25 protein-coding genes and 1 riboswitch (1 of these 26 cut by a window edge) are annotated in these 20,127 nt (G+C 72.2%); of the genes, 16 read left to right on the top strand and 9 right to left on the bottom strand.

The window, feature by feature from the left end:
* Positions 1–253 carry the start of a transketolase gene (gene tkt, locus E5F05_RS20840; protein ID WP_129117663.1) on the bottom strand. 1,745 nt of this gene lie to the left of the window's left edge, so only the first 253 of its 1,998 coding nucleotides appear in the window; the start codon lies at positions 251–253; its stop codon lies beyond the left edge, outside the window.
* 385 nt (positions 254–638) lie between these two features.
* Here tkt and E5F05_RS20835 point away from each other — a divergent pair, with 385 nt between their 5' ends.
* Positions 639–1,634, top strand: coding sequence for a GNAT family N-acetyltransferase (locus tag E5F05_RS20835; RefSeq protein ID WP_241687061.1), 996 nt, complete (start codon positions 639–641; stop codon positions 1,632–1,634).
* Between the two features lie 15 nt (positions 1,635–1,649).
* On the top strand, positions 1,650–1,853 hold the full coding sequence (locus E5F05_RS20830; RefSeq protein WP_129117662.1) for a hypothetical protein: 204 nt from the start codon (positions 1,650–1,652) through the stop codon (positions 1,851–1,853).
* A gap of 124 nt (positions 1,854–1,977) precedes the next feature.
* On the opposite strand, the gene E5F05_RS20825 is transcribed toward E5F05_RS20830, so the two are convergent.
* From E5F05_RS20825 to E5F05_RS20800, 6 genes are all read right to left on the bottom strand, one after another.
* Complete coding sequence (locus E5F05_RS20825) at positions 1,978–2,430, bottom strand: hypothetical protein (RefSeq protein WP_129117661.1); 453 nt, start codon at positions 2,428–2,430, stop codon at positions 1,978–1,980.
* A complete protein-coding gene (locus E5F05_RS20820) occupies positions 2,418–3,602 on the bottom strand; it encodes a DUF1501 domain-containing protein (protein WP_129117660.1) in 1,185 nt (394 codons plus the stop codon). The genes E5F05_RS20825 and E5F05_RS20820 overlap by 13 nt, the downstream gene beginning before the upstream one ends.
* A gap of 98 nt (positions 3,603–3,700) precedes the next feature.
* Positions 3,701–4,972, bottom strand: a complete 1,272-nt coding sequence (locus E5F05_RS20815) for a DUF1800 domain-containing protein (RefSeq protein ID WP_129117659.1) — start codon at positions 4,970–4,972, stop codon at positions 3,701–3,703.
* Between the two features lie 50 nt (positions 4,973–5,022).
* The gene (locus E5F05_RS20810; RefSeq protein WP_241687060.1) at positions 5,023–5,799 is read right to left on the bottom strand and encodes a transcriptional regulator; all 777 of its coding nucleotides are present in this window, start codon (positions 5,797–5,799) and stop codon (positions 5,023–5,025) included.
* Positions 5,796–6,083: a hypothetical protein gene (locus E5F05_RS20805; RefSeq protein WP_241687059.1), complete on the bottom strand. Its 288-nt coding sequence runs from the start codon at positions 6,081–6,083 to the stop codon at positions 5,796–5,798. The genes E5F05_RS20810 and E5F05_RS20805 overlap by 4 nt, the downstream gene beginning before the upstream one ends.
* Positions 6,084–6,103: 20 nt before the next feature.
* Complete coding sequence (locus tag E5F05_RS20800) at positions 6,104–6,652, bottom strand: RNA polymerase sigma factor (protein WP_129117658.1); 549 nt, start codon at positions 6,650–6,652, stop codon at positions 6,104–6,106.
* 167 nt (positions 6,653–6,819) lie between these two features.
* Here E5F05_RS20800 and E5F05_RS20795 point away from each other — a divergent pair, with 167 nt between their 5' ends.
* From E5F05_RS20795 to cobT, 11 genes are all read left to right on the top strand, one after another.
* Positions 6,820–7,491: a metal-dependent transcriptional regulator gene (locus E5F05_RS20795; RefSeq protein WP_129117657.1), complete on the top strand. Its 672-nt coding sequence runs from the start codon at positions 6,820–6,822 to the stop codon at positions 7,489–7,491.
* Positions 7,492–7,543: 52 nt separating this feature from the next.
* Entirely contained in the window at positions 7,544–8,290 is a 747-nt protein-coding gene (locus tag E5F05_RS20790; RefSeq protein WP_241687058.1) for an adenosylcobinamide-GDP ribazoletransferase, read from the top strand.
* Entirely contained in the window at positions 8,284–8,850 is a 567-nt protein-coding gene (locus E5F05_RS20785) for a histidine phosphatase family protein (protein ID WP_129117655.1), read from the top strand. Before E5F05_RS20790 ends, E5F05_RS20785 begins: the two co-directional genes overlap by 7 nt.
* 167 nt (positions 8,851–9,017) lie before the next feature.
* Positions 9,018–9,135, top strand: a riboswitch (cobalamin riboswitch).
* Between the two features lie 157 nt (positions 9,136–9,292).
* Positions 9,293–10,162: an ABC transporter substrate-binding protein gene (locus E5F05_RS20780; RefSeq protein ID WP_129117654.1), complete on the top strand. Its 870-nt coding sequence runs from the start codon at positions 9,293–9,295 to the stop codon at positions 10,160–10,162.
* Positions 10,159–10,773, top strand: a complete 615-nt coding sequence (gene cobO, locus E5F05_RS20775; protein WP_129117653.1) for a cob(I)yrinic acid a,c-diamide adenosyltransferase — start codon at positions 10,159–10,161, stop codon at positions 10,771–10,773. The genes E5F05_RS20780 and cobO overlap by 4 nt, the downstream gene beginning before the upstream one ends.
* A 3-nt stretch (positions 10,774–10,776) precedes the next feature.
* Positions 10,777–12,102, top strand: coding sequence for a cobyrinic acid a,c-diamide synthase CobB (locus E5F05_RS20770; protein WP_129117652.1), 1,326 nt, complete (start codon positions 10,777–10,779; stop codon positions 12,100–12,102).
* On the top strand, positions 12,093–13,013 hold the full coding sequence (cbiB, locus tag E5F05_RS20765; RefSeq protein WP_306461353.1) for an adenosylcobinamide-phosphate synthase CbiB: 921 nt from the start codon (positions 12,093–12,095) through the stop codon (positions 13,011–13,013). The genes E5F05_RS20770 and cbiB overlap by 10 nt, the downstream gene beginning before the upstream one ends.
* Positions 13,006–14,022, top strand: a complete 1,017-nt coding sequence (locus tag E5F05_RS20760; protein WP_171029500.1) for a pyridoxal phosphate-dependent aminotransferase — start codon at positions 13,006–13,008, stop codon at positions 14,020–14,022. The genes cbiB and E5F05_RS20760 overlap by 8 nt, the downstream gene beginning before the upstream one ends.
* Positions 14,015–15,421, top strand: coding sequence for a cobyric acid synthase (locus tag E5F05_RS20755; protein ID WP_241687057.1), 1,407 nt, complete (start codon positions 14,015–14,017; stop codon positions 15,419–15,421). The genes E5F05_RS20760 and E5F05_RS20755 overlap by 8 nt, the downstream gene beginning before the upstream one ends.
* Complete coding sequence (gene cobU, locus E5F05_RS20750; protein WP_241687056.1) at positions 15,418–15,969, top strand: bifunctional adenosylcobinamide kinase/adenosylcobinamide-phosphate guanylyltransferase; 552 nt, start codon at positions 15,418–15,420, stop codon at positions 15,967–15,969. The genes E5F05_RS20755 and cobU overlap by 4 nt, the downstream gene beginning before the upstream one ends.
* A gap of 36 nt (positions 15,970–16,005) precedes the next feature.
* Entirely contained in the window at positions 16,006–17,124 is a 1,119-nt protein-coding gene (cobT, locus tag E5F05_RS20745; RefSeq protein WP_129117649.1) for a nicotinate-nucleotide--dimethylbenzimidazole phosphoribosyltransferase, read from the top strand.
* On the opposite strand, the gene E5F05_RS20740 is transcribed toward cobT, so the two are convergent.
* Positions 17,105–17,464, bottom strand: coding sequence for a hypothetical protein (locus E5F05_RS20740; RefSeq protein ID WP_129117648.1), 360 nt, complete (start codon positions 17,462–17,464; stop codon positions 17,105–17,107). The genes cobT and E5F05_RS20740 overlap by 20 nt on opposite strands.
* 49 nt (positions 17,465–17,513) lie before the next feature.
* Between E5F05_RS20740 and E5F05_RS20735 the strand changes: the two genes are divergently transcribed.
* Together E5F05_RS20735 and E5F05_RS20730 are read left to right on the top strand one after the other, a co-directional pair.
* Entirely contained in the window at positions 17,514–17,756 is a 243-nt protein-coding gene (locus tag E5F05_RS20735) for a hypothetical protein (RefSeq protein ID WP_129117647.1), read from the top strand.
* Entirely contained in the window at positions 17,753–18,364 is a 612-nt protein-coding gene (locus E5F05_RS20730; protein WP_129117646.1) for a phosphoribosylanthranilate isomerase, read from the top strand. Before E5F05_RS20735 ends, E5F05_RS20730 begins: the two co-directional genes overlap by 4 nt.
* A 207-nt stretch (positions 18,365–18,571) precedes the next feature.
* Here the strand turns inward: E5F05_RS20730 and E5F05_RS20725 are convergent, their stop codons facing one another.
* Positions 18,572–19,450: a metalloenzyme domain protein gene (locus E5F05_RS20725; RefSeq protein WP_129117645.1), complete on the bottom strand. Its 879-nt coding sequence runs from the start codon at positions 19,448–19,450 to the stop codon at positions 18,572–18,574.
* Between the two features lie 147 nt (positions 19,451–19,597).
* Here E5F05_RS20725 and E5F05_RS20720 point away from each other — a divergent pair, with 147 nt between their 5' ends.
* Positions 19,598–20,074: a hypothetical protein gene (locus tag E5F05_RS20720; protein ID WP_129117644.1), complete on the top strand. Its 477-nt coding sequence runs from the start codon at positions 19,598–19,600 to the stop codon at positions 20,072–20,074.
* The last annotated feature ends 53 nt before the right edge of the window (positions 20,075–20,127 follow it).

Here is a 20,127-nt window from a genome sequence, read left to right as displayed (position 1 = left end):
GCAGCAGCGCGTAGATCAGCATGCTGGCGTGCCCCGCCGACAGCACGAAGCGGTCGCGGCCCGGCCACTCCGGGTTCTTGGGGTTGTGGTGCAGGAACTTCTGCCACAGCACGTAGCCCATCGGGGCCATGCCGAGCGGCGCGCCCGGGTGGCCGCTGTTGGCCCGCTGCACCGCGTCAATCGCGAGCGTCCTGATGGTGTTGATGCTGAGCTGGTCGACATCCTGACGCACGGCCTGCTGTTCGGGACTCATGCGGTCAGTGTAACGGGCAGGCGTGAGGGTCGGCGCGGAGCGGCCTTCACACCTTCAGCAAAAAACCCAATCAACAGCAGGTGCCCCCACCTTCTCACGGCGGGGGCACGGTCTGACTTTGGGGGTGGGGCCGCTCGGGGTCCCTCCGGGCAGGTAAACGAACGCAGCCACGGCGCTCCCATTCCGGTAAGGACAGAATACGGCAAAAGCATAATTCCGTCAAGTCAGTACGTGAATGTGGTCTGAGTATGAGTTGGTATGTATGCGCTGGGAGCTGACAGTGACGGATGGGGGAGGAGGTCGGGGGGGGCGCATATGCAGTCCTCGGCCATTCGGCTTATTTCTCCGATTCGCACCCCGCTGTTCCGCGTCTTACCGTGACGCCATGACCGAAACGACCGCCTCCTCGTCCCAAACGCCGCTCACGGTACGCCCTTTCCAGAATGCCGACGCCCCCGCCGTCGCCCGCCTCGTGACAGCGGGTGTGCGCGGGCACTGGACGTACACGCCGGAACAGTTCCGCGAGAGTTCGGACCCGGCTCGGCTGCGCCTCGTGGCCGAGCGCGGGGGGGAGGTCGTAGCAACGGCGAGCCTGTATCCCTTCGGCCCCGCTGTGCCGGATGCGCTGCGCCTCGATCTGGCGGGTGAGGGGGCGGCCTTTACGCCGCTGTACCTCGCGCTGCTGGCCTGCCAACCGCAGGGCTTCACGCGCCTGCTGGGCGTGACGCGCGAGGACTGGCCGGAAAAGATGGATTTCTTTCACGCGGCGGGCTTTCGCAACGCCTGGCAGTCGTGGGGCGCGCACCTCGACCTGCATGGCTTCGACTTCGAGCAGTTCCGTTCCCTCGAAGAACGCCTCTACCTCGCCGGATACGAGGTCGAACGCCTGGGCCACGACGTGCCGGAGGCGGACTGGGACATGCTGCACGCGCTGTACGAACTCGGTGTGAGGGACGCGCCGCGCAATCCCACCACGACGCCGGACCCCCTCAGCCGGGAAACGCTCCGCGAGACGGTCAGGCGTGAAGAAGTGGCGTTTGCGGTGCGCTTCCGGGGCGAGATCGTCGCCAGCACCCGCCTCACTCCACGCGGGCGAGAAGTGGGGAGCGAACACACCGTCACCCACCCGGCCCACCGCTCGCGCGGCCTCGCCACGCTGGTCAAGGCATCTGCCCTGATGTGGGCCCAGCGCGAGGATTACGCGGAGGCCGGAACCGGCGGCACCGTCCTGAACATGCCCATGCTGCGCGTGAACCTCCGGCTGGGCTACGTGCCCGAAGCGATGTGGGTGACGTGGGAGAAGGACCTGCGGATGGCGCACAGGGCCGGGGCAGGTCAGGCGAGCTTTCTCACTCATGTAAGAGAAAGTTCAGGGGATTAAGGCTATCTTAAGGGCATGTCCCCACTGACGTTTGAGGAACTGGTGTCCTACTTCTTCCATGCTCAGGCAGGGGAAGAGCAGCTCTACCAGCCCATCGACTTCGTCCGGCTGATCGAGGAGCTGGGGCTGGAGAACGCGAACGCGCTGCGCCACGAGATCGTGGAGCAACTGGCCGGGGGACGCCGTCTCCAGGTCATCCAGGCGGAACTGGCGGCCTGAACATCCCCGAAGAACCTCTGCCCCGCTCCGGCGGGGTTTTTGCTGTCCGCGCGGAGGGGCGCAGGCTGTAGCCGTACCCCCTCCTGCGCCGGACAGGAGGGGGCGGAAGGCCAGGACAGCCCGGCTATTTTTTCGGCGCGTACTGCTGCATTCCCCCCGCCCGTTCGAACTCGGCCTGGAGTTCGGCCAGCGGCTTCTGCGGGTGGCTGGCCGGATCACCGGGGAGGGTGTGGGCGTAGAACTCCAGCGCGTCGGGGTAGCCGTCGCCGTCCGCGTCGGCGTTGGCTTGCAGGACCGAGTACAGCACGTCCGCGAATCTGGCATTCGGGTGGGCGCGGAAGCCCGCGCGCAGGCTCTCCCCGAAGGCGTTCCAGGGGGGGCCGCCCTGCGAGCGGACGTGGCAGGTCGTGCAGGGCATCACCTTGCCGGAGAGCTGCCACAGCGGGTCATCCTTGTCGTAGCCGAGCTGGTGGGCGGCGATCAGGCGGTAGCGGGGCATCGCCAGGGTGGCCGGGGCGGAGAGCAGCACCAGCCCCGCGAGCAGCGCCCCGCCCACCCTGACCGTCAGGCGACCCATCCCGGTCCCTTGAAGTCCCCGCCCAGGATGCTCCGGGCGTCCAGCCCCAGCCAGCGGGTCAGCGCCTCGGCGTACACGCCCCGGAAGTCCTGCTTGTAGCGGATGTCGCCTTCGGACAGATTTTCCAGGTCGGGGCTGTCGCCGTGGATGCCGCCCTTCACCCCGCGCCCCAGGGCGAACATCACGCTGCCCTTGCCGTGGTCGGTGCCCGCGCTGGCGTTCTCCGCGACCCGCCGCCCGAACTCGGAAAAGCCCATCAGCAGCACGCGGTCCGCCAGGCCCTGCGCCTCCAGATCGGCAGAGAACGCCGCGAGGCCCGAGGCGAGCTGGCCCAGCAGGTCGTCCTGCTCGGCGCGCTGTCCGGCGTGGGTGTCAAAGTTGCCCAGCGTGACGTACAGCACCCGCTGGCCGGTCCCGGCGGCGATCAGCCGGGCGGCGTCCTGCAACTGCGCGGCGAACTTGCCCTCGGGGTACTTGGCGCCCGGGCGGTATTTGGAGACGTTCTGCTGCACCTTCTGCGTGTTGGCGATCATCTGCCGGGTGGCCCGCTGGAGGTAGGCCGCCTCGCCCGTGCGGGAGGCGTTCAACATCGTGCCGAAGGGGGCGTCCAGGCCCGCCGGGAGCTTGAGCTGGAAGTTGTCCACGCCGTCGATGCTGGGCAGGCTGAAGTCCGCCGCGCGCAGGGCCTGCGGGGTCATGCTGCCCAAGTTGGACGCGCAGAAGGGGTCCCCGATCTTCTCCGCGATGCGCCCGATCCAGCCTTCTGCCTGCGCCTGGGTGGGGTCGGCGGTGTGCCAGATCGCCATGCTGGCGAAGTGGCTGCGGTTGGGGTTGGGGTAGCCCACGTTCTCCATCCAGGTGAGCTGCCCGGCGTCCCACAGGCCCATCAGCGGTTTGAGCGCCGGGTGCATGCCCAGGTCGGGCGTCAGGGTCAGCACGTCCTTTTTGGGGATGGCGATGTTGGGCCGCGCCGCGTAGTAGGCGCCGTTGGAGTAGGGAATCAGGGTGTTCAGGCCGTCGTTGCCGCCGGTGAGCTGAATCACGACCAGGGTTTTCAGGCTGCCCGACCCGGCGGCCTGCGTCGCGGCCCGCGCCAGGAAACCGGGCATCCCGCTCGTCGCGGCGACGGCCAGGGCGGAGTATTTCAGGAATTCACGTCGGTCTAGGGGCATGGATACCTCAGGGGTGAGGGGTGAGGTCTTAGGGATCAGGGCTGGAGAGCCTGGGCGGATGCTGTTGCCCTCACTCCTCATCCCTCATCCCTAACGCCTTACGCAAGCTGAAACTCCGGGCTGATCAGGGTCAGGTACGTGCGCTGCTTCGGCCCCAGGCCGTCCAGCGCGGCGCCCAGGGGGCTGCGTTCGCGGCCCAGCAGGGCGAGGGGGCTGGGCTGTTCCTTCAGTTCGGGGGCCTTGCCGCCCAGGGTCAGGGCCGCCGCGACCTGCATCCGCGTGAGCAGGACCGAGTCGTTGATCCACTCGCGCCCGCCGTCCCAGCCCTTCACGGTGTCGGGCTGGAGGAGCAGTTGCCCCATCTTTCCGGCGGTCTGCGTGAGGCCCAGCACCTGTTTGGCGTCCAGCCGGGGCTGCCCCAGGGTCCGCACCGCGCCCACGATGAACTCGACCGGGCCTCGGATGATCGCCGCCCGGTTCTCGGGGGCGTAGAAGACCTCGCTGGCGAGCAGTTCTTCCAGCACGGCGCGGACGCTGCCGTTCGTGCGGCGGAACGTCTCGGCGCTGGCGGCCACCGCGCGTTCGTCGGGCACGTCGCGGACGAAGGCGCGGTGCAGCTTGCGGGACACGAACACGGCGGTCTGGGGCTGGGTCGCCGCCAGCCGCACGATGTCCTCACCGCTGAAGTTGCCCGTCTTTCCCAGATAGGTCTTGGAGCCCGCGTCGTGCTGGTTCGCCCGGAACACGAAGCGCGGTTCCTCCAGAAAATGCTCCTTGCCGCGCCCGCCCTCGAAGGTCCAGCCGGTCAGGGCCCGCGCGCCCTCGTGGACATCCTGCTCCGTGTAGTGCCCGATCCCGGTCGTGAACAGCTCCAGCAGTTCGCGGCTGAAGTTCTCGTTGGGCTTGCCCCTCCGGTTCTGGTCGTTGTCGAGGTAGCGCAGCATGGCCGGGGATTTGGCGACCTCCACGGCGAACTGCGCGAAGTCGGGGGCCGCCGCGTGGCGCCGCAGCAGGTCCAGGTAGGCGGCCAGCATGGGCACGTTCCGCACCTTGTCGGTGCCGATCACGAAATGGTTGCTCCAGGTCAGCGCCAGTTTCTCGCGCAGCGGCTGCGGGCCGTACAGCAGCTCGAACAGCCACGCGCCGCGCGTGAGCTGGATTCCGGCACCGGGCGTGACCGCCTGCGCCGGGTCGAAGGGGTTGCCGGACGCGCGCTCGTCACTGAACGTCAGCTGTTCCCGCGCGACCTCGCGGGCGTCACGGCCCGCCAGCGCGCGAATCTGGGCGTCGGTGGCACCGAACGCGGTCCGCCGCAGCAGGTGGGCGGCGTCTTCCAGGGAGAGCTTGCGGGCATAAGGGGTCAGGGACATGGAGACTCCGGGGAGGGGAGAGAGAGGGCGAACGGCCGCTTCATGCCGGTTTATTCCTTGGAGTCGGCGGGGGCCAGGAAAGTTCCCAGCGCCTCCTCGTCCACGGCGCGGATACCCGCGAGTGCTGCCCGCAGCGGTTCGTCGGGGAGATTGCCGACCAGCCACACGAAGCGGTCCCCCACCCGCCGCGAGGCGACGCCGGGGGCGGCCCGCACGTTGCGCGGCGCGATCACCAGCGCGAGGACGTTCGCGCCGTCACTGAGCGTGACCTCGGTGCCGCCCGCCGGACGCGCCCGCACGCCCGCCGACGTGAACCCGGGCGGGAGGCGCAGGCCCGGCAGCGCCGCGAGCAGGGCCGCGCGCAGCCCCGCCGGGATGGCGGGCACCGTCACCTGACGGCGCACGGGTTGCGGCTCCACCTGGGTAAAGGCTGCGCGCCGGGCCAGCGTGCCGTCCGCCGTCCGTTCCTCGTAGGCGAGGGGCACGTTCCAGACGCGGTCGATCCAGAGGGTCCAGCGGGCCGCCTGCCCCACCTTGGGCGTCAGGTCGAAGCGCGTCACATCGCGGCCCGCGAGGGGCGGGGCCTGGGCGCGCGTGACCGTGAAGTGCTGCGCCAGCAGGGCCGGGCGGAAGGGGACGGCGGGCAGAACCCTGGCCTGCCGCGTCGGCACCGCGCGCGGCGGGAACAGCACGCTGACCTCTACCGTCCCCCGCGCGGCGAGCGTCCGCGCCTGCCGCAGCGCCGAGACGAGGTCGTCCGTGTCGCTGGCGTGGGCCACGCCCAGCAGCAGCAGTCCGCCCAGCAGGACCCCTGGCCGCCGCTTCACCAGCCCTCCCCGAGTGCGCCCTGGTAGGCGTCGTAGGCGGCGCTGGCGGGCAGGGCATCCGGGGGGCGCAGCAGCAGCGCCCCGGTCAGCACGGCTGCCCCCGCGAACAGCGCGGGCCACCACACCGCCCGGGACCGGGCCGGGACAGGGGTCAGGGCCGCGCCTCCCTCTGCCGCCCGCTCCGCCCGGTGCCCGGCCAGGAACCGCTCGGCGGCCCCGGCGTCGGCGGGGGTTTCCTCCCGCGCCCGTGCCAGCAGGGTGTCCAATTCCAGATCATCCATCATGTTCCCCTTCTCTGCCTTCCTCACGGCGTCACCCCGATTCCGCTCAGGAGCGCGCGCAGGGCCGCCCGTCCCCGGCCCAGGCGGCTTTTGACCGTCCCCAGCTCCACCCCCAGCACCTCGGCAATCTCGGCGTAGTCCAGCCCCCCCAGTTCGCGCAGGGTCACGGCGTCGCGCTGTTCGGGGGGCAGTTGGGCCATCGCCCAGGCGAGGCGGCCCCGCAGGTCGGCCTGCTCTCCGGCGCGGACGGGACTGTGCGGGGCCAGAGGCTCGGGCGCGTCCTCCAGCGGGATGGTGAGGCGCGCGGCCAGCGCCTTGTGACAGGCGTTCAGCGTGACGCGGTGCAGCCAGGTGCTGAACTGCGCCTCGGCGCGAAAGCCCGCCAGATTCCGGTACACGCTGATCATCACCTCCTGCACCACGTCATCGGCCGCCCCCGGCCCGACCGTCCCGGCCGCCAGCCGGTGAACCCGCCCCGCGTGCCGCCGCACCAGCGCTTCGAACGCCGCCTCCCGGTGCGGGCCGGGATGCGCGGCGAGCGGCACGAGTTGCGCGTCCGTCAGGTCGTCCAAGGCTGCCTCAAAGGTAAGAGACGGAAAGGGACGCAAAAGTTCCCGGGGGGGAGAAGGGCGTGAAAGCCTCCACTCATCACGCCTGATTCCTGGCCCCCTGTGGCTGACCGCTGAAAGCTCCTCACCCCCGCCCCTTGGGCTTTCGTTTTCCCGCCTAAAATGCAGCCATGACCGCCCGTCCCCTTTCCCCCTCCGCCGAGGACTACCTCAAGCACCTGTACGTGTTGGGGCAGCGCGGCAAGGTGAACACGCAGGCGCTGGCGGACGCACTGGGCGTGGTGCCTGCCAGCGTCACCGGAATGCTGCGGAAGCTGAGCGAGCAGGGCCTGGTGTCGCACGCGCCGTATCAGGGGGCCAGCCTCACCGCCGAGGGGCAGCAGGTCGCGCTGGAGGTGCTGCGCCACCACCGGCTGCTGGAACTCTTTTTGCACCGCGCGCTGGGCGTGCCGCTGGACGAAGTGCACGAGGAGGCCGAACGGCTGGAACACGCGCTTTCCGAACGCCTGGAAGCGCGCATCGCCGCCTGGCTGGGGGACCCCACGCACGACCCGCACGGCGACCCGATCCCCACGCTGGCCGGTGAACTGCCCACCCGCGCCGAACGCCGCCTGACACAGCTCGCGCCGGGCGAGGCCGCCACCATCGCCCGCGTGCCGGACGACGACCCGGCGCAACTGCGGGCGCTGGTGCTGGCGGGCCTGACCCCGGGGGCCGTCATCACGCTGCGGCAGGTGGACGCCGCGCTGGGGACCCTCACCGTCACGCTGCCGGGCGGCGAACCGCTCACGCTGGCGCTGGCGGTGGCCCGGCAGGTACAGGTGCATGGGAACGGGGGGTAGGGAAGGCTGACTCCGGGCCGCCCTTATGCCACCATCCGGGGGTGATCTGCCCTTGACCGACGCCCGCTCCCCCTGGAAGCGGCAACTCCAGGCCGCGCACCTCGCCCTGACCTTCCTGACCACGCTGCCCCTCCCGCACGTCCGCGAGGTGCGCGAGGGGGATTTTGCGCGGGCGAGCGCCTATTACCCGCTGGCGGGTTACGCGGTGGGCGGCCTGGTCGCGCTGCTGCTGTGGCTGCCGCTCCCGCTGCCGGACGGCGTGCGGGCGGCGCTGGCGCTGGCGGCCTGGCTGGCGGTCACCGGGATGCTGCACTTCGACGGTCTGGTGGACAGCGCCGACGCCCTGCTGGCGATGAAAAGCCCGGCCCAGCGGCTGGACATCCTGCGGGACGTGCATGTGGGCGCGTTCGGCCTGGCAACCGGGGTGACGGCGCTGCTGATCCTGTGGAGCCTGCTGGCGGCCCCCATCCCGGCCTATGCCCCACTGGTGGCGGCAGTCGCCGGGCGGCTGTGGGTGCTGCTGCCCATGAACCTGTACCCGGCGGCGCGGCAGGAGTCGCTGGGGGCACGGTCGCGCGAGGGCCGCTGGGGCGCCGCGCTGCTGCTGGCCCTGCCCGCCCTGCTGCTGCCGGGGGCGTGGCTGGCCGCGCTGGCCGCGCTGGTCGGCGTGCTGCTCGTCGCCCGCTTCGCGGCGGGGAGGCTGGGAGGCGGGCTGAACGGGGACGTGTACGGGCTGCTGGTGGTGACGGCAGAGCTCCTCGCGCTGGGTGCCTACGCCTGGGGCCGGGCCGGATGCTGACGCTGCACCTCGTCCGGCACGCGCCCACCCTCCCCAACGCCGAGCGCCGCTACCCGTCCGCAGGCGAGGACGCGCCGCTCTCGCCCGCAGGCCGAACCCTGGCCCGCTCGCTCCGGCTGCCGTTGGAGGCGCTGGCCTTTACCTCCCCCAGCCTCCGTGCCCGGGAAACGGCCGCGCTGGCGGGCTTTCCGCACGCGGCCCCGGTCCGGGCGCTGGCCGAGGCACGCTTCGGGGTGATGGCGGGCCGCACCTGGGCCGAACTGGAAACCGAATTTGGCGCAGCTCCCCGCACCTGGATCGACGCTCTGGCCGATCCCACCTCGGCACAGGGGCCACCGGGGGGCGAGACGGGACGCGCCTTTCACGCCCGCATCCGCGACTGGCTGGCCGCCCTCCCCGATGCGGGCGAGGTCGTGGCCTTCACGCATGCCGGGCCGCTGCGCGCCGCCCTCTGCCTGACCGTCAGCTTGCACGCGGTCGCCGTGCCGCCCGCCACGGTCGCCACCCTGCACCGCGCCGGGGGGCACTGGTGGCTGGCGGCCCTGCGACCGGGTTCCTGAAGGTGAGGAGCGACCCGCCTGACCCGCAGCTTAGGACTGACGCGGTTCGAGAGACGAAAGCGTGTGGGACGCCTTCTGCTCCTCCGCCCTTGCCGGGGACTGGTACAGCTCGCACCGCAAGAGGTTGGGAGGGGGGAACGAGCATGGCGTCCTAGAGTCACGTGGTCCTTAACTCTCGGCCCTCTGCTACGCTGGGCAGACCTGGTGCTGGGGAAGTCCGGTGAGAATCCGGCGCTGTCGCGCAGCGGTGTGCAGGCCAGAAGACCTGTGGAGCCCGAATGCCACCCAGGGACGCCCTGGCCTGTTGAGAACGCGGGGCACCTCTCGCCGTCAGAGGGCCACCTTCCGAGCTTGCCCCTTGTGCCTGCTCTGGCCCCGGCTGGAGCGGGCTTTTGCCGTGCGCCCCTCCCGCTGCCGCCTGCTCCCGCACGCCGGAGTCTCCATGCGTTCACTCGCTCTGCTGTCCGCCCTGGCCCTGCTGTCCAGCGCCGCCGCCACGAAGTATCCCCTCACCGTCACCGACGACCTGGGCCGCACCGTCACGCTGCCCGGCGAGCCGCAGCGCATCATCGCCATGCTGCCCAGCCACACCGAGACGCTGGTGGCGATTGGGGCGGGCGACAAACTGGTCGCCGTGGACCGCTTCAGCAACTTCCCGAAGAATGTCACCGACCGGCTCCCGAAGGTGGGGAGCGCCTACCAGCCGAACCTGGAGGCGATCCTGGCCCTCAAGCCCGATCTGGTGCTGGCCGACGAGTCCAGCGGCTCGCGCCTGACCGAGAAGCTGGCGCAGGCGGGCCTGACCGTGTACGGCGGCAGCGCGCAGACCTACAACGAGGTGTTCGAGAAGATCGGCGTGCTGGGCAAGCTCACCAACCATGAGGCGGGGGCGCTGAAGCTGATCACCTCCCTGCGGGCGGACCTGAACGCGCTGCAACAGAGCGTGCTCGGCCTGCCGAAAGTCAGCACCTACTACGAGGTGGACCCCTCGCCCTACAGCGTCGGCCCCGATTCCTTCATCGGGACGCTGATCGCCAAGGCGGGGGGCCGGACCATCGTGCCCGCGCGGCTGGGGGACTTTCCCAAACTGGACCCCGAGCTGATCGTGCAGGCCAATCCCCAGGCGATGATCGGCCTCAGCCCCGACGACGCCCGCAAGCGGTCCGGCTGGGCCAACCTCCAGGCGGTGAGGACGGGCCGGGTGTTCCTCCCCAGCGCCGAGGAGCGCGACGCCCTCTCGCGTCCCGGCCCACGTCTGCCGGTGGCCCTGCGCGCCCTGATCCGCTGGCTGCACCCGGAGGCCCTGAAATGACGGACGACACGACCGCCGCCCGTCGCGAGGCCGCCATGCGCGAACTGGAGCAGGCCCGCGACCAGCACCAGAAGCGCGAGGACCTGACGCGGGGCCGCCGGGGCCTCCTGATCGTGAACACCGGGAACGGCAAGGGCAAGACGACCGCCGCGCTGGGCCTGATGGTGCGGGCCCAGGGGCGCGGGCTGAAAGTCCGGATGTTCCAGTTCCTGAAGCACGAGAAGGCGAAGTTCGGGGAACACCGCACCCTCGACGTGCTGGGCATCCCCTACGAGGGCCTGGGCGACGGCTTCACCTGGCGGTCGCGCGACCTGGAGAATTCCGCCGCGCTGGCCGCCCACGGCTGGGAGCTGGCACAGGCGGCCATCCGCTCGGGCGAGTACGACCTGATCGTGCTCGACGAGTTCACCTACGCCCTGAAGTACGGCTGGGTGCCCTGGCCGGACGTGGAAGCCACCCTGCGGGCGCGCGACCCCCGCCTGCACGTGGTGATCACCGGCCGGGACGCGCTGCCCGAACTCGTCGCGCTGGCCGACACCGTGACCGAGATGCGGCCGGTCAAGCACGCCTACGAGGCGGGCATCGGCGCGCAGGCGGGGATCGAGCATTAGGCCGTGAAACGTCTGGTGCTCGCCGCGCCGCATTCAGGCAGTGGGAAAACCACGGTCGCCGCGCTGCTCTGCCTCGCCCTGCGGCACCGGGGGCTGAAGGTGGCCCCCTTCAAGCTGGGACCAGACTACCTGGACCCCACGCACCTGACGCGGGCGGCGGGGCGACCGGCCCGCAATCTGGACTCGTTCCTGCTGCCCCCGGAACGCCTGCGTCACCTCTTCGCGCGGGCGGCCGCGGCCGCCGACCTCAGCGTGCTGGAGGGCGTGATGGGCCTGTACGACGGGCGGGACCCCGCCAGCGACGCGCACTCGACCGCCGACCTCGCCCGGCTGCTGGCCGCCCCGGTGGTGCTGGTGATCGACGCGGGAGGCAGCGCCCGGACCGTGGCGGCGGTCGCGCACGGCCTGCGTTCTTTCGGTCCTGACCTGAAGGTGGTGGGCGTGATTCTCAACCGGGTGGCGGGCGAGCGGCACGCCGCTCTCTGCGAGGTGGCCCTCGCGCAGATCGGGCTGCCGCTGCTGGGGTTCGTCCCGGACGACCCGGCCCTGCACCTGCCCGCCCGGCACCTGGGCCTGCTGAGCGCCGAGCGGGCGTCCTGGGACGAGGCGCAGGCTCTCCGGGCCGCCGGGACGCTGAAGCTGGACGCCCTGCTGGAGCTGGCGGACGCGCCCCCCCTGCCCCTTCCCACGCCGCCCGTCCCTTCCCCGGGCCACCGTGCCCGCCTCGCCTACGCGCTCGACGAGGCGTTTCACTTCTACTACCCGGACGCCCTGGACGAGCTGCGGGACGCCGGGGCGGAACTGGTGCCCTTCAGCCCCCTGAGGGACGCGGGGTTGCCGCCTGGCGTGGGCGGCGTGCTGCTGGGTGGCGGCTACCCCGAGGCCCACGCGGCGGAGCTGAGCGCCAATACGTCCATGCGCCTGGCCCTGCGGGCGTTCGCGGCGACCGGCCGCCCGGTGATCGGGGAGTGCGGCGGCCTGATGTACCTGGCGGAGACGCTGGAGGACGCGGACGGGAACTGCTTCGAGATGTGCGGCGTCCTGCCCTACCGCACCCGCATGGCCCCGCGCCTCACGCTGGGTTACCGCGAGGCGACCGCGCTGACCGCCTCGCCGCTGGCCCCGGCGGGCACGGTCCTGCGCGGGCACGAGTTTCACCACAGCGTCCTCACCCACGCGCCCACGCATCCCGCTTACACCTGGATGGACGGAACCGGGCAGCGGGTGGAGGAGGGCTACGCGCGGGGGAATGTCCTGGCCAGCTACCTGCACCTACATTACGGGGCGGAGCCGGAACAGGCGGCGCGGCTGGTGGCGGCGTGTTCCTGAAGGGGAGGCGGCGGGCGCTGCTGCTCGCCCTCGCGCTGGACGCCCTGGGCGAGCCGCCCGCGCGCCTGCACCCGGTCGTCTGGATGGGGACTTACCTGAAAGGGGCCAGGCGTCGCTGGCAGGCCACCACACCGGGCACCCAGCAGCGGGAGGGGGGCGTGACCTGGGCGCTGGGTGCGGCGCTTTCGGCGGGCGCGGGTCTGCTGGCGGGACAGTTGCCGGGCGGCTGGGTGACACGCGGAGTGCTGCTCAAGCCTCTGCTGGCCCGGCGCGCGCTGGTGGCGGCGGTGGGGGAGGTCCACGCGGCCCTCGCGGCAGACGACCTGCCGGAAGCGCGGCGGCTCCTGGCCTGGCATCTCGTCAGCCGGGAGACGGGGGAACTGGGCGCGGAGGAGGTGGCGGGCGCGGCCATCGAGAGCCTGGCGGAGAACCTGTCCGACAGCGTGGTCGCGCCGCTGCTGTGCTTCCGTTGGGGCGGTCTGCCCCTCACCGCCCTCTACCGTTACGCGAACACCGCCGACGCGCTGTGGGGCTACCGCACGCCGGAACTGGAACACCCGGGCAAGGTGGCTGCCCACGCCGACGACCTGCTGAACCTCGCGCCCGCCCGGCTCACGGCACTGTGTGCGGTGCTGGCGGCCCTTCCCGCCGGGCTGGACCCCATCGGCGCGTGGCGCATCTGGCGGCGGGACGCGCGCTTCACCCCCAGCCCCAACGCCGGACAGCCCATGAGCGCGTTCGCGGGCGCCCTCGGCGTCCGGCTGGACAAGCGGGGCGTGTATGTCCTGAATGCGGGGGGCCGCCTGCCCGCTGCGGCGGACCTGGCCCGCGCGCTCCGGCTCGCCCGCTGGACGCTCGCCCTCGCCACCCTGGCCCTGCTGCTGCCCGCTCGCCGGAGACGCCGTGGCTGACCTGCCGCCCCTCCTGCCCCGCGCGCCGCACGGCGGGCCGACCGCGCGGCCCTTCAAGGGCCTGGACTTCAGCGTGAACGCGAACCCCTACGGCCCCAACCCGCGGCTCCTCCGGGCCCTGCACGCCGCCGACCATGCCCACTACCCCGATCCGACCTATACCGGAGTGCGCGCCCGGCTGGCCGCGTGGCACGGGGTGGAGGCGGACGAGGTGGCGCTGGCGGTGGGCGCCTCGGACCTGCTGCACCGCCTCGCCCGGGCGTTCCTGCCCCCCGGCGGCACGCTCCTGAGCCTGCGTGCCCCCTTCGGGGAACTGGCGCGGGCCGCCGCCCTGGTCCGGGCACGGGTGGAGGTCGTGGCGGACGTGCCCGCCGTCCTGGCGCCGGACGTGCGCCTCGTCTACCTGGGCCAGCCCCACAACCCCACGGGGGAAGTCCGGACGGTGGGAGAACTGCGCGCGCTGGCGGACGCCTGCGCCGGGGTCGGGGCACTGCTCCTCGTGGACGAGGCGTATATGCCCTTCACCGCCGCCCCCTCGTCACCCCGGCACCCCAGCGTGGTGCGCCTGCTCTCGCCCGGCAAGGCGCACGGGCTGGTGGGCGCGCGGCCCGCCTACGCCCTGGCCGGGCCGGACGTGGTGGCCCGGCTGGAGAACCTGGCGCCCGCCTGGCATGTCCCGGCGGGAACCGCCGCCATCCTCGCGGCGCTGCCGGACGCCGGGGCCTTTCTCGCGTGGACGCTGCCCCGGGTGGCCCGGGAGGCCCGCGTACTGGCGGCGGGACTGGCGCCGTTCGGGCACGTCGAGCATCACGGGACGCCGTACATGACGCTGGAGGTCGGGGACGGGGCCCGTGTGACCGCCGCCCTGCTCGAACGCGGGGTGAAGGTGCGCGACTGCGCGAGCTACGGGTATCCGGAACGCATCCGCGTCTCGACCCGTCTCTCGGAGGAGAATGCGCGGCTGGTGGCGGCCGTGCGGGTCGTGCTGGAGGGAGGAGAGCATGGGTAGGGCGATCATGATCCAGGGCTGCACCAGCCACGCGGGCAAGAGTTACCTGACGGCCGCCCTGTGCCGCGCGCTGGTGCAGGAGGGGTACCGCGTCGCGCCCTTCAAGGCCCAGAACATGAGCAACAATGCGGGCGTGACCCCGGCGGGGCTGGAGATGGGCCGCGCCCAGCTCGTGCAGGCGCGGGCGGCGCGGGTGGTGCCGGACGTGCGGATGAACCCGGTGCTGCTCAAGCCCGAGGCCGACACCCGCTCGCAGGTCGTGCTGCTGGGCCGCGCCCATCCCGAACTCACCGCGCTGGGTTGGCGCGAACGCAAGGCGCACCTGTGGCCGCACGTGCAGGCGGCCCTGCACAGCCTCCTCGACGAGTACGACGTGGTGGTGATCGAGGGGGCAGGCAGCCCCGCCGAGGTGAACCTCAGGAGCAGCGACATCGTGAACATGCGGGTGGCGCTGGAGGCGCGGGCCGCCGTGCTGCTCGCCTGCGACATCGACCGGGGCGGCGCCTTCGCCCACCTGCTCGGCACCTGGCACTGCCTGACGCCCGGGGAGCGCGCCTGCCTGAAAGGCTTCATCCTGAACCGCTTCCGGGGCGACCCGCGCCTGCTGGCCCCCGCGCCCGAATGGCTCGAAGAACAGACCGGCGTGCCGACGGTGGGCGTGGTGCCCCTGCTGGACATCCCGCTCCCCGAGGAGGACGGGGTGTCGCTGCCCCAGGGGCCGCCGCAGCGCACGGGTGGAGAAGGCTTCGTCGCCATCGCCCGCCTGCCGCGCGTCTCGAACCTGGACGAGTTCGCGCCGCTCGGCCCGCTGGCCCGCTGGGTGAGCGCCCCCGCCGAGCTGGACGGGGCGCGGGCGGTCATCCTGCCGGGAAGCAAGAGCACCGCCGCCGACCTCGCCTGGCTGCGGGCGACCGGGCTGGCGGGCGCGGTCACGCGGGCGGCGCAGGCGGGCCTGCCGGTGCTGGGCGTGTGCGGGGGCCTCCAGATACTGGGGCATACATTCGGTGACCCGCACGGCGTGGAGGGTGGGGGAGAGGTGCCGGGCCTGGGCCTGCTCGACCTCCACACCGAACTGGCCGCCGACAAGACCACCCGCCTCACGACCTGCACCGATACCGAGACGGGCCTGCGCCTGCGCGGGTACGAGATTCACCACGGGCAGACGCGCAGCGGCCCCGGCGTGCAGGAACTCGCGCCCGGGCTGCTGTGGCGGCGCGGCAACGTGCGCGGCACCTACCTGCACGGCCTGCTGGAGAACCCGGCGTACCTCGAACGCTTCCTGGGCTGGGCGGACCTGACCCCACCCGCCGCGCTGGACAGCCTGGATGCCCGCCTGGACGCGCTGGCCGACCGGGTCAGGGCCAGCCTGGACTGGGACTTCGTGCGGGGGCTGCTGTGAGCGACTGCACGGGCCTGCTCTACGTCACCGGGGGTGCCCGCAGCGGCAAGAGCACCTTTGCGGAACGCCGCGCCGCCGCGTCCGGCCAGGGCGTCACCTACGTTGCCACCGCGCAGGCGTTCGACGCCGAGATGGCCGCCCGCATCGCCCGTCACCGCGCGGACCGCCCGCCCGGCTGGGTCACGGTCGAGGAACCCCTGAACGTTCCGGCGGCGGTCCAGGCCGCCCCGACCCCGACGGTCCTCCTCGACTGCCTGAGCCTGTGGGTCAGCAACCTGCTGCTGGCGGACGAGCCGGATGAGGCAGTCCTGGCCCGCGCGGACGCGCTGATCGCCGCCGCCCGCGCCCGCCCCGGCCTGACGGTCCTCGTCACCAACGAGGTCGGCTTCGGTATTGTCCCCGACAATGCCCTCGCGCGCCGTTACCGCGACCTGCTGGGCTGGGTCAACCAGCGGGCCGCCGCCGCGAGCGACGAGGCCTGGCTGCTGGTGAGCGGTCTGCCGCTGCAACTCAAACCCGCGCCTGACCCGGCGACCACGCCCCGCTGACCTCTTCCCCCACCCGCTCACCCCGCAAGGAGTCCGATGCCCCTGCCCCTCCAGCCCGACCTCGCCGCCCTGATCGCCGCCGTTCAGCCCGCCGACGCCGCCGCTATGCAGGCCGCGCGTGAGCGGCAGGCGCAGCTCACCAAGCCCGCCGGGGCGCTGGGCGACCTGGAGGACCTGGCGGTGCGGCTGGCGGGCGTGTTCGGCAGCGCGCGGCCCGACCCGCGCGGCGTGGCCGTGCTGGTCGCGGCGGGGGATCACGGCGTCGCGGCGGGCGGCGTCAGCGCCTACCCGCCCGAGGTGACGCCCGCGATGGTGGCGAACTTCCTGGCGGACACCCCGACCGGGCCGGGCGGGGCCGCCGTGAACGCCATCGCCCGGACGGTCGGCGCGCGGGTCTATGTGATGGACGCGGGGGTGAACGCCGACCTGCCCGACCATCCCGCCCTGGTGCGGGCCGCGCGGCGCCGGGGCACCCACGACCTGCGCTTCGGGGCCGCCATGTCCCGCCCCGAGGCCGAGGCCCTGATCCTGGCAGGCGCGGCCCTGGCCCGCCGCGCGGTAGAGGAGGGCGCCGACCTGCTGGTTCCCGGCGAGATGGGCATCGGGAACACCACGCCCGCCGCCGCCCTCACCGCGCGGCTGCTGAACCTGGCCCCGCAAGCGGTGACGGGCCGGGGCACCGGCGTGGACGACGTGACCCTGCGGCGCAAGGTGGAGGCCGTGCGGGAGGCGCTGGACCGACAGGGGAGCGACCCCGCCGACCCCCTGGGCGTGCTGGCCGACCTGGGCGGCTTCGAGATCGCGGCGATGCTGGGCATGATGCTTCAGGCCGCCGCGCTGCGCCGTGCCGTCATTCTGGACGGCTTCGTGGAGGGGTCGGCGGCCCTGGTCGGTGTGGCCCTCGCGCCCCATCTGCGCGACTTCCTGTTCCCGGCGGGAGAGTGCGCCGAGGTCGGGCACGCGGCACAACTCGCCCACCTGGGCCTGAAGCCGCTGTTCCGCCTGGGCCTGCGGCTGGGCGAGGGCACCGGGGGTGTGCTGGCCGCGCCGCTGCTCCTCTCGGCGGCGGCGACCCTGCGCGAGATGCGGACTTTCGCGGAGGCGGGGGTGCCGGGGAGTGGGGCGTCGTCCGGAGTCAGCGGTTCCGGGACGTAGGCTGCTTCTGCCCACATCCCGGTGAGGGAATCTGAAGCTCGACTCTCGTTGCCCGGTGGAAGAGCAGAACCTCCCCCTTTTTCAGCACGCCGGAGGTACAGCCCCCCTTCAGGGGCTTGCCGCTGGCCCGGACCTGCCCACCCCGGAAGCTCAGGCGGTAGGTCACGTCTCGCAGGATATGAAGGCGGCCGCTGACCCGGTAGGCGTTCAGGCGATACTCGGTCTGGCCGGTTCGCTCGGTCGAGAACAGGGTGGAGTAGCTGCCCCAGGACACGGGAGCGGCAGACGCCGGGGCGCAGGCGAGCAGCGTGCAAAGCAGGAGAGGAAACGTCCTGTGCATGTGACCTCCTGACCACGAGCGTACACGGCTGCTGCGCCACAATAGCCCCATGACCGACCCCGACCGCGAACTCAATTTCGCCCGCGAGATTCTGGGCAGCCGCAACTTCCGCGAGGTGCCCGACGAGGACGTGCTGGCGGGGGCCGAGCGCCTGCTGCACGAGTGGATGTCTGGCGAGGTCCGTATGGAACGCCCCAAGCTGTACGACCACTACGCGCTGCTGCTGCTGGCCCTCACCCGCCGCGTCCGCGACCTGGAGGCGCGCGTGGCCGCCCTGGAAGCGCGCGAATGACCGTCCGCGTCAAGGTCTGCGGCACCACCTCCGTCCACGACGCCCTGCTCTCCGCCGGGGCGGGGGCCGACGCGCTGGGCTTCATCTTCGCGCCGGGCAGCAAGCGCCGGGTGACGCCGGAGGTCGCGCGGGAGGCTGGGCTGGCGGTGGGGCCGGTGGTGGCGCGGGTGGGCGTCTTTCTGAACCAGGGCCTGGACGAGGTGCTGCGGACCGCCGAGGCGGCGCGGATGAGTGCCGTCCAGCTCCACGGCGACCTGTCAAGTCTTTACGTGCGGGAGGTCGCCCGCTATCATCCCGTTCTGCGCGTTCTGCGTCCCGCTGACCTGGGGCGGGAGGACATGCTGGAAGGGCTGAGTCTCCCCGGCGTGACGCCCATGCTGGACGCTCCGGAGCCGGGGAGCGGGCAGCCGCTCGACTGGGCCGCGCTGCGGGACCTGTTCCCGGCGGGGGCCTGGCTGGCCGGAGGCCTGGGACCCGCCAATGTGGCGGAGGCAGTCCGGGTGCTGCGCCCGGCCGGGGTGGATGCCGTGAGCCGCCTGGAGGCCCGCGCGGGCGTGAAGGACCCCGAGCAGGTGCGGGCCTTCGTTCAGGCCGCAAGGCGCGCGTGAACCGGAGTTATCCACAGTGAAACGCGCGCCTGTGGATAACTCTGTGGAAGTCTTCGGTGGCCCCCCGGCCTACCATCAACGCCGTCTGGGACGAGGAAAATCACCGCCCATTTCGCGGGCCCTGCCCCCTTTGTCCACAGGTTGTCCACACCCCTTGTGGATAACCCTGTGGATAACTTTCGGCCCAGAATCGGGAAACGGCCACATTCAGCCGTCGTTGACGCGGTTCTGGGGCAACCCGAACCAACTGGCGATGACCCGGCCTCCCTCCACCACGTTCCCGGGGGTACCGAGGTCCACGCCTGCCCCGGCGAACGGGACGCGGGCCAGGGTATGCGCCTTCACGCGCAGGTCTTCCAGGTTGCCGTGGTCGCTGCTCAGGACGACCGGGGCGCCCGCGTTCAGCAGGCCGCTGAGCAGGGCGTCCACCCGCTCTAGGTAGGCCCGGCCCGCCCGCAGGATATCGGGCGGCGCCAGGTCACGGCCCCGGTGTCCCAGGTGATCCCCGAACCACAGGTCGCAGACGATCAGGTCCTGCTCGCGGGCCGCTCCCGCCAGCGCCTCGCCGAGCCGCGCCACCTCAGAGAGCGGCGTCTGCTCCGGCCAGGGCTCGGCGTAGCCCAGGCCCAGCGTCGCGGGCACGGGCGGCAGGCCCGGCGGGTTCAGGCCCAGCCCGGCGGCCACGAACGAGAAGGGAAAGCAGCCCATTCGGGGCCGCCGGGCCTGCGCCGCGAAGTAGGCGGGTGGGTAGTGGTTCGCCAGCGCGGCCCGCCCGTCCGCCCGCACCAGCCGCCCCGGCAAGGCCGCCGCCCGCAGGAGGCCCTGAAGGGTTGGCCCCGGATGCGGCCCGAAGTGTTCCCCCCGTCCCGGCTTACCCATGCGCCGCACGGCGTCCACCCCCGTCAGCCAGCACGCCTGCCCGGTGCCCGACTGCGGCAGCCCCGGCACGCCCAGCGTCGCGTCCAGCGCCCGCCCGGCGTCCACCAGCGGGCGCAGCGTCGGCAGTTCCGCCTCCCACACGGACCCTTCCGGCGCGTCGTCGGGGTGGCCGACGCCGTCCAGCGCGAGCCATACGAGTCCGGGCATGTGGTCAGTCTACGTTCCCCGGTTCTCGGCGTGGGTCGGGGGAAGTTCGCCCGCACCCCGGAGGCAATTCGGATAAGGTGAGGCCAGGCACCACGAGGAAGGCCCCGGCTGACGGAGACGGGGCGGCGCGGAACTGGGGGTTCAGCCATGAAAAAGATCGTCACGACGCTCGCTGCCCTGGCCCTGACGGTCCTGCCGGGGCTGGCGAGAGCGGACCGCACGCCCGCCAACCTGCGCGGCTTCACCTCGGTCTGCGTGAACGGCTCGTTCGCGGAACGCGACCAGGAAGACGAGAAGGTGCTGACGGACCTCCTCGGCCGGGTGGTGCAGAAACTGGAGGCGGCGGGCATTCAGGTGCAGGACAACCCCTGTCAGCCCGGCGGGACCGTCGCCCAGCGGCAGCTCAACCTGTTCTATACCTTTGAAACCACCCAGTCCGGCACCGTGTACAGCGCCGACCTCGAAGGCTGGCTCAGCCGTCAGGACACGCTGGAGAGCGTGACCCTCTGGGACAACGGGTATTTCGGGGAACTGAAGGGGAACGGGGCGCTCAAGGCCGCCGACGTGCTGGACACCCTGCTCGCCAACTTCCTGGCCGACTGGCGCACCGCCCACCCGAAGTGAGGGTGCCCCCAGGTCACAGCCCGGTGGCACGGTGCGCGGTGGCCCCGCCCGCT

This window comes from Deinococcus metallilatus (genome assembly GCF_004758605.1).
GTDB classification, from domain to species: domain Bacteria; phylum Deinococcota; class Deinococci; order Deinococcales; family Deinococcaceae; genus Deinococcus; species Deinococcus metallilatus.
This window is presented reverse-complemented; position numbering and strand designations above follow the sequence as displayed.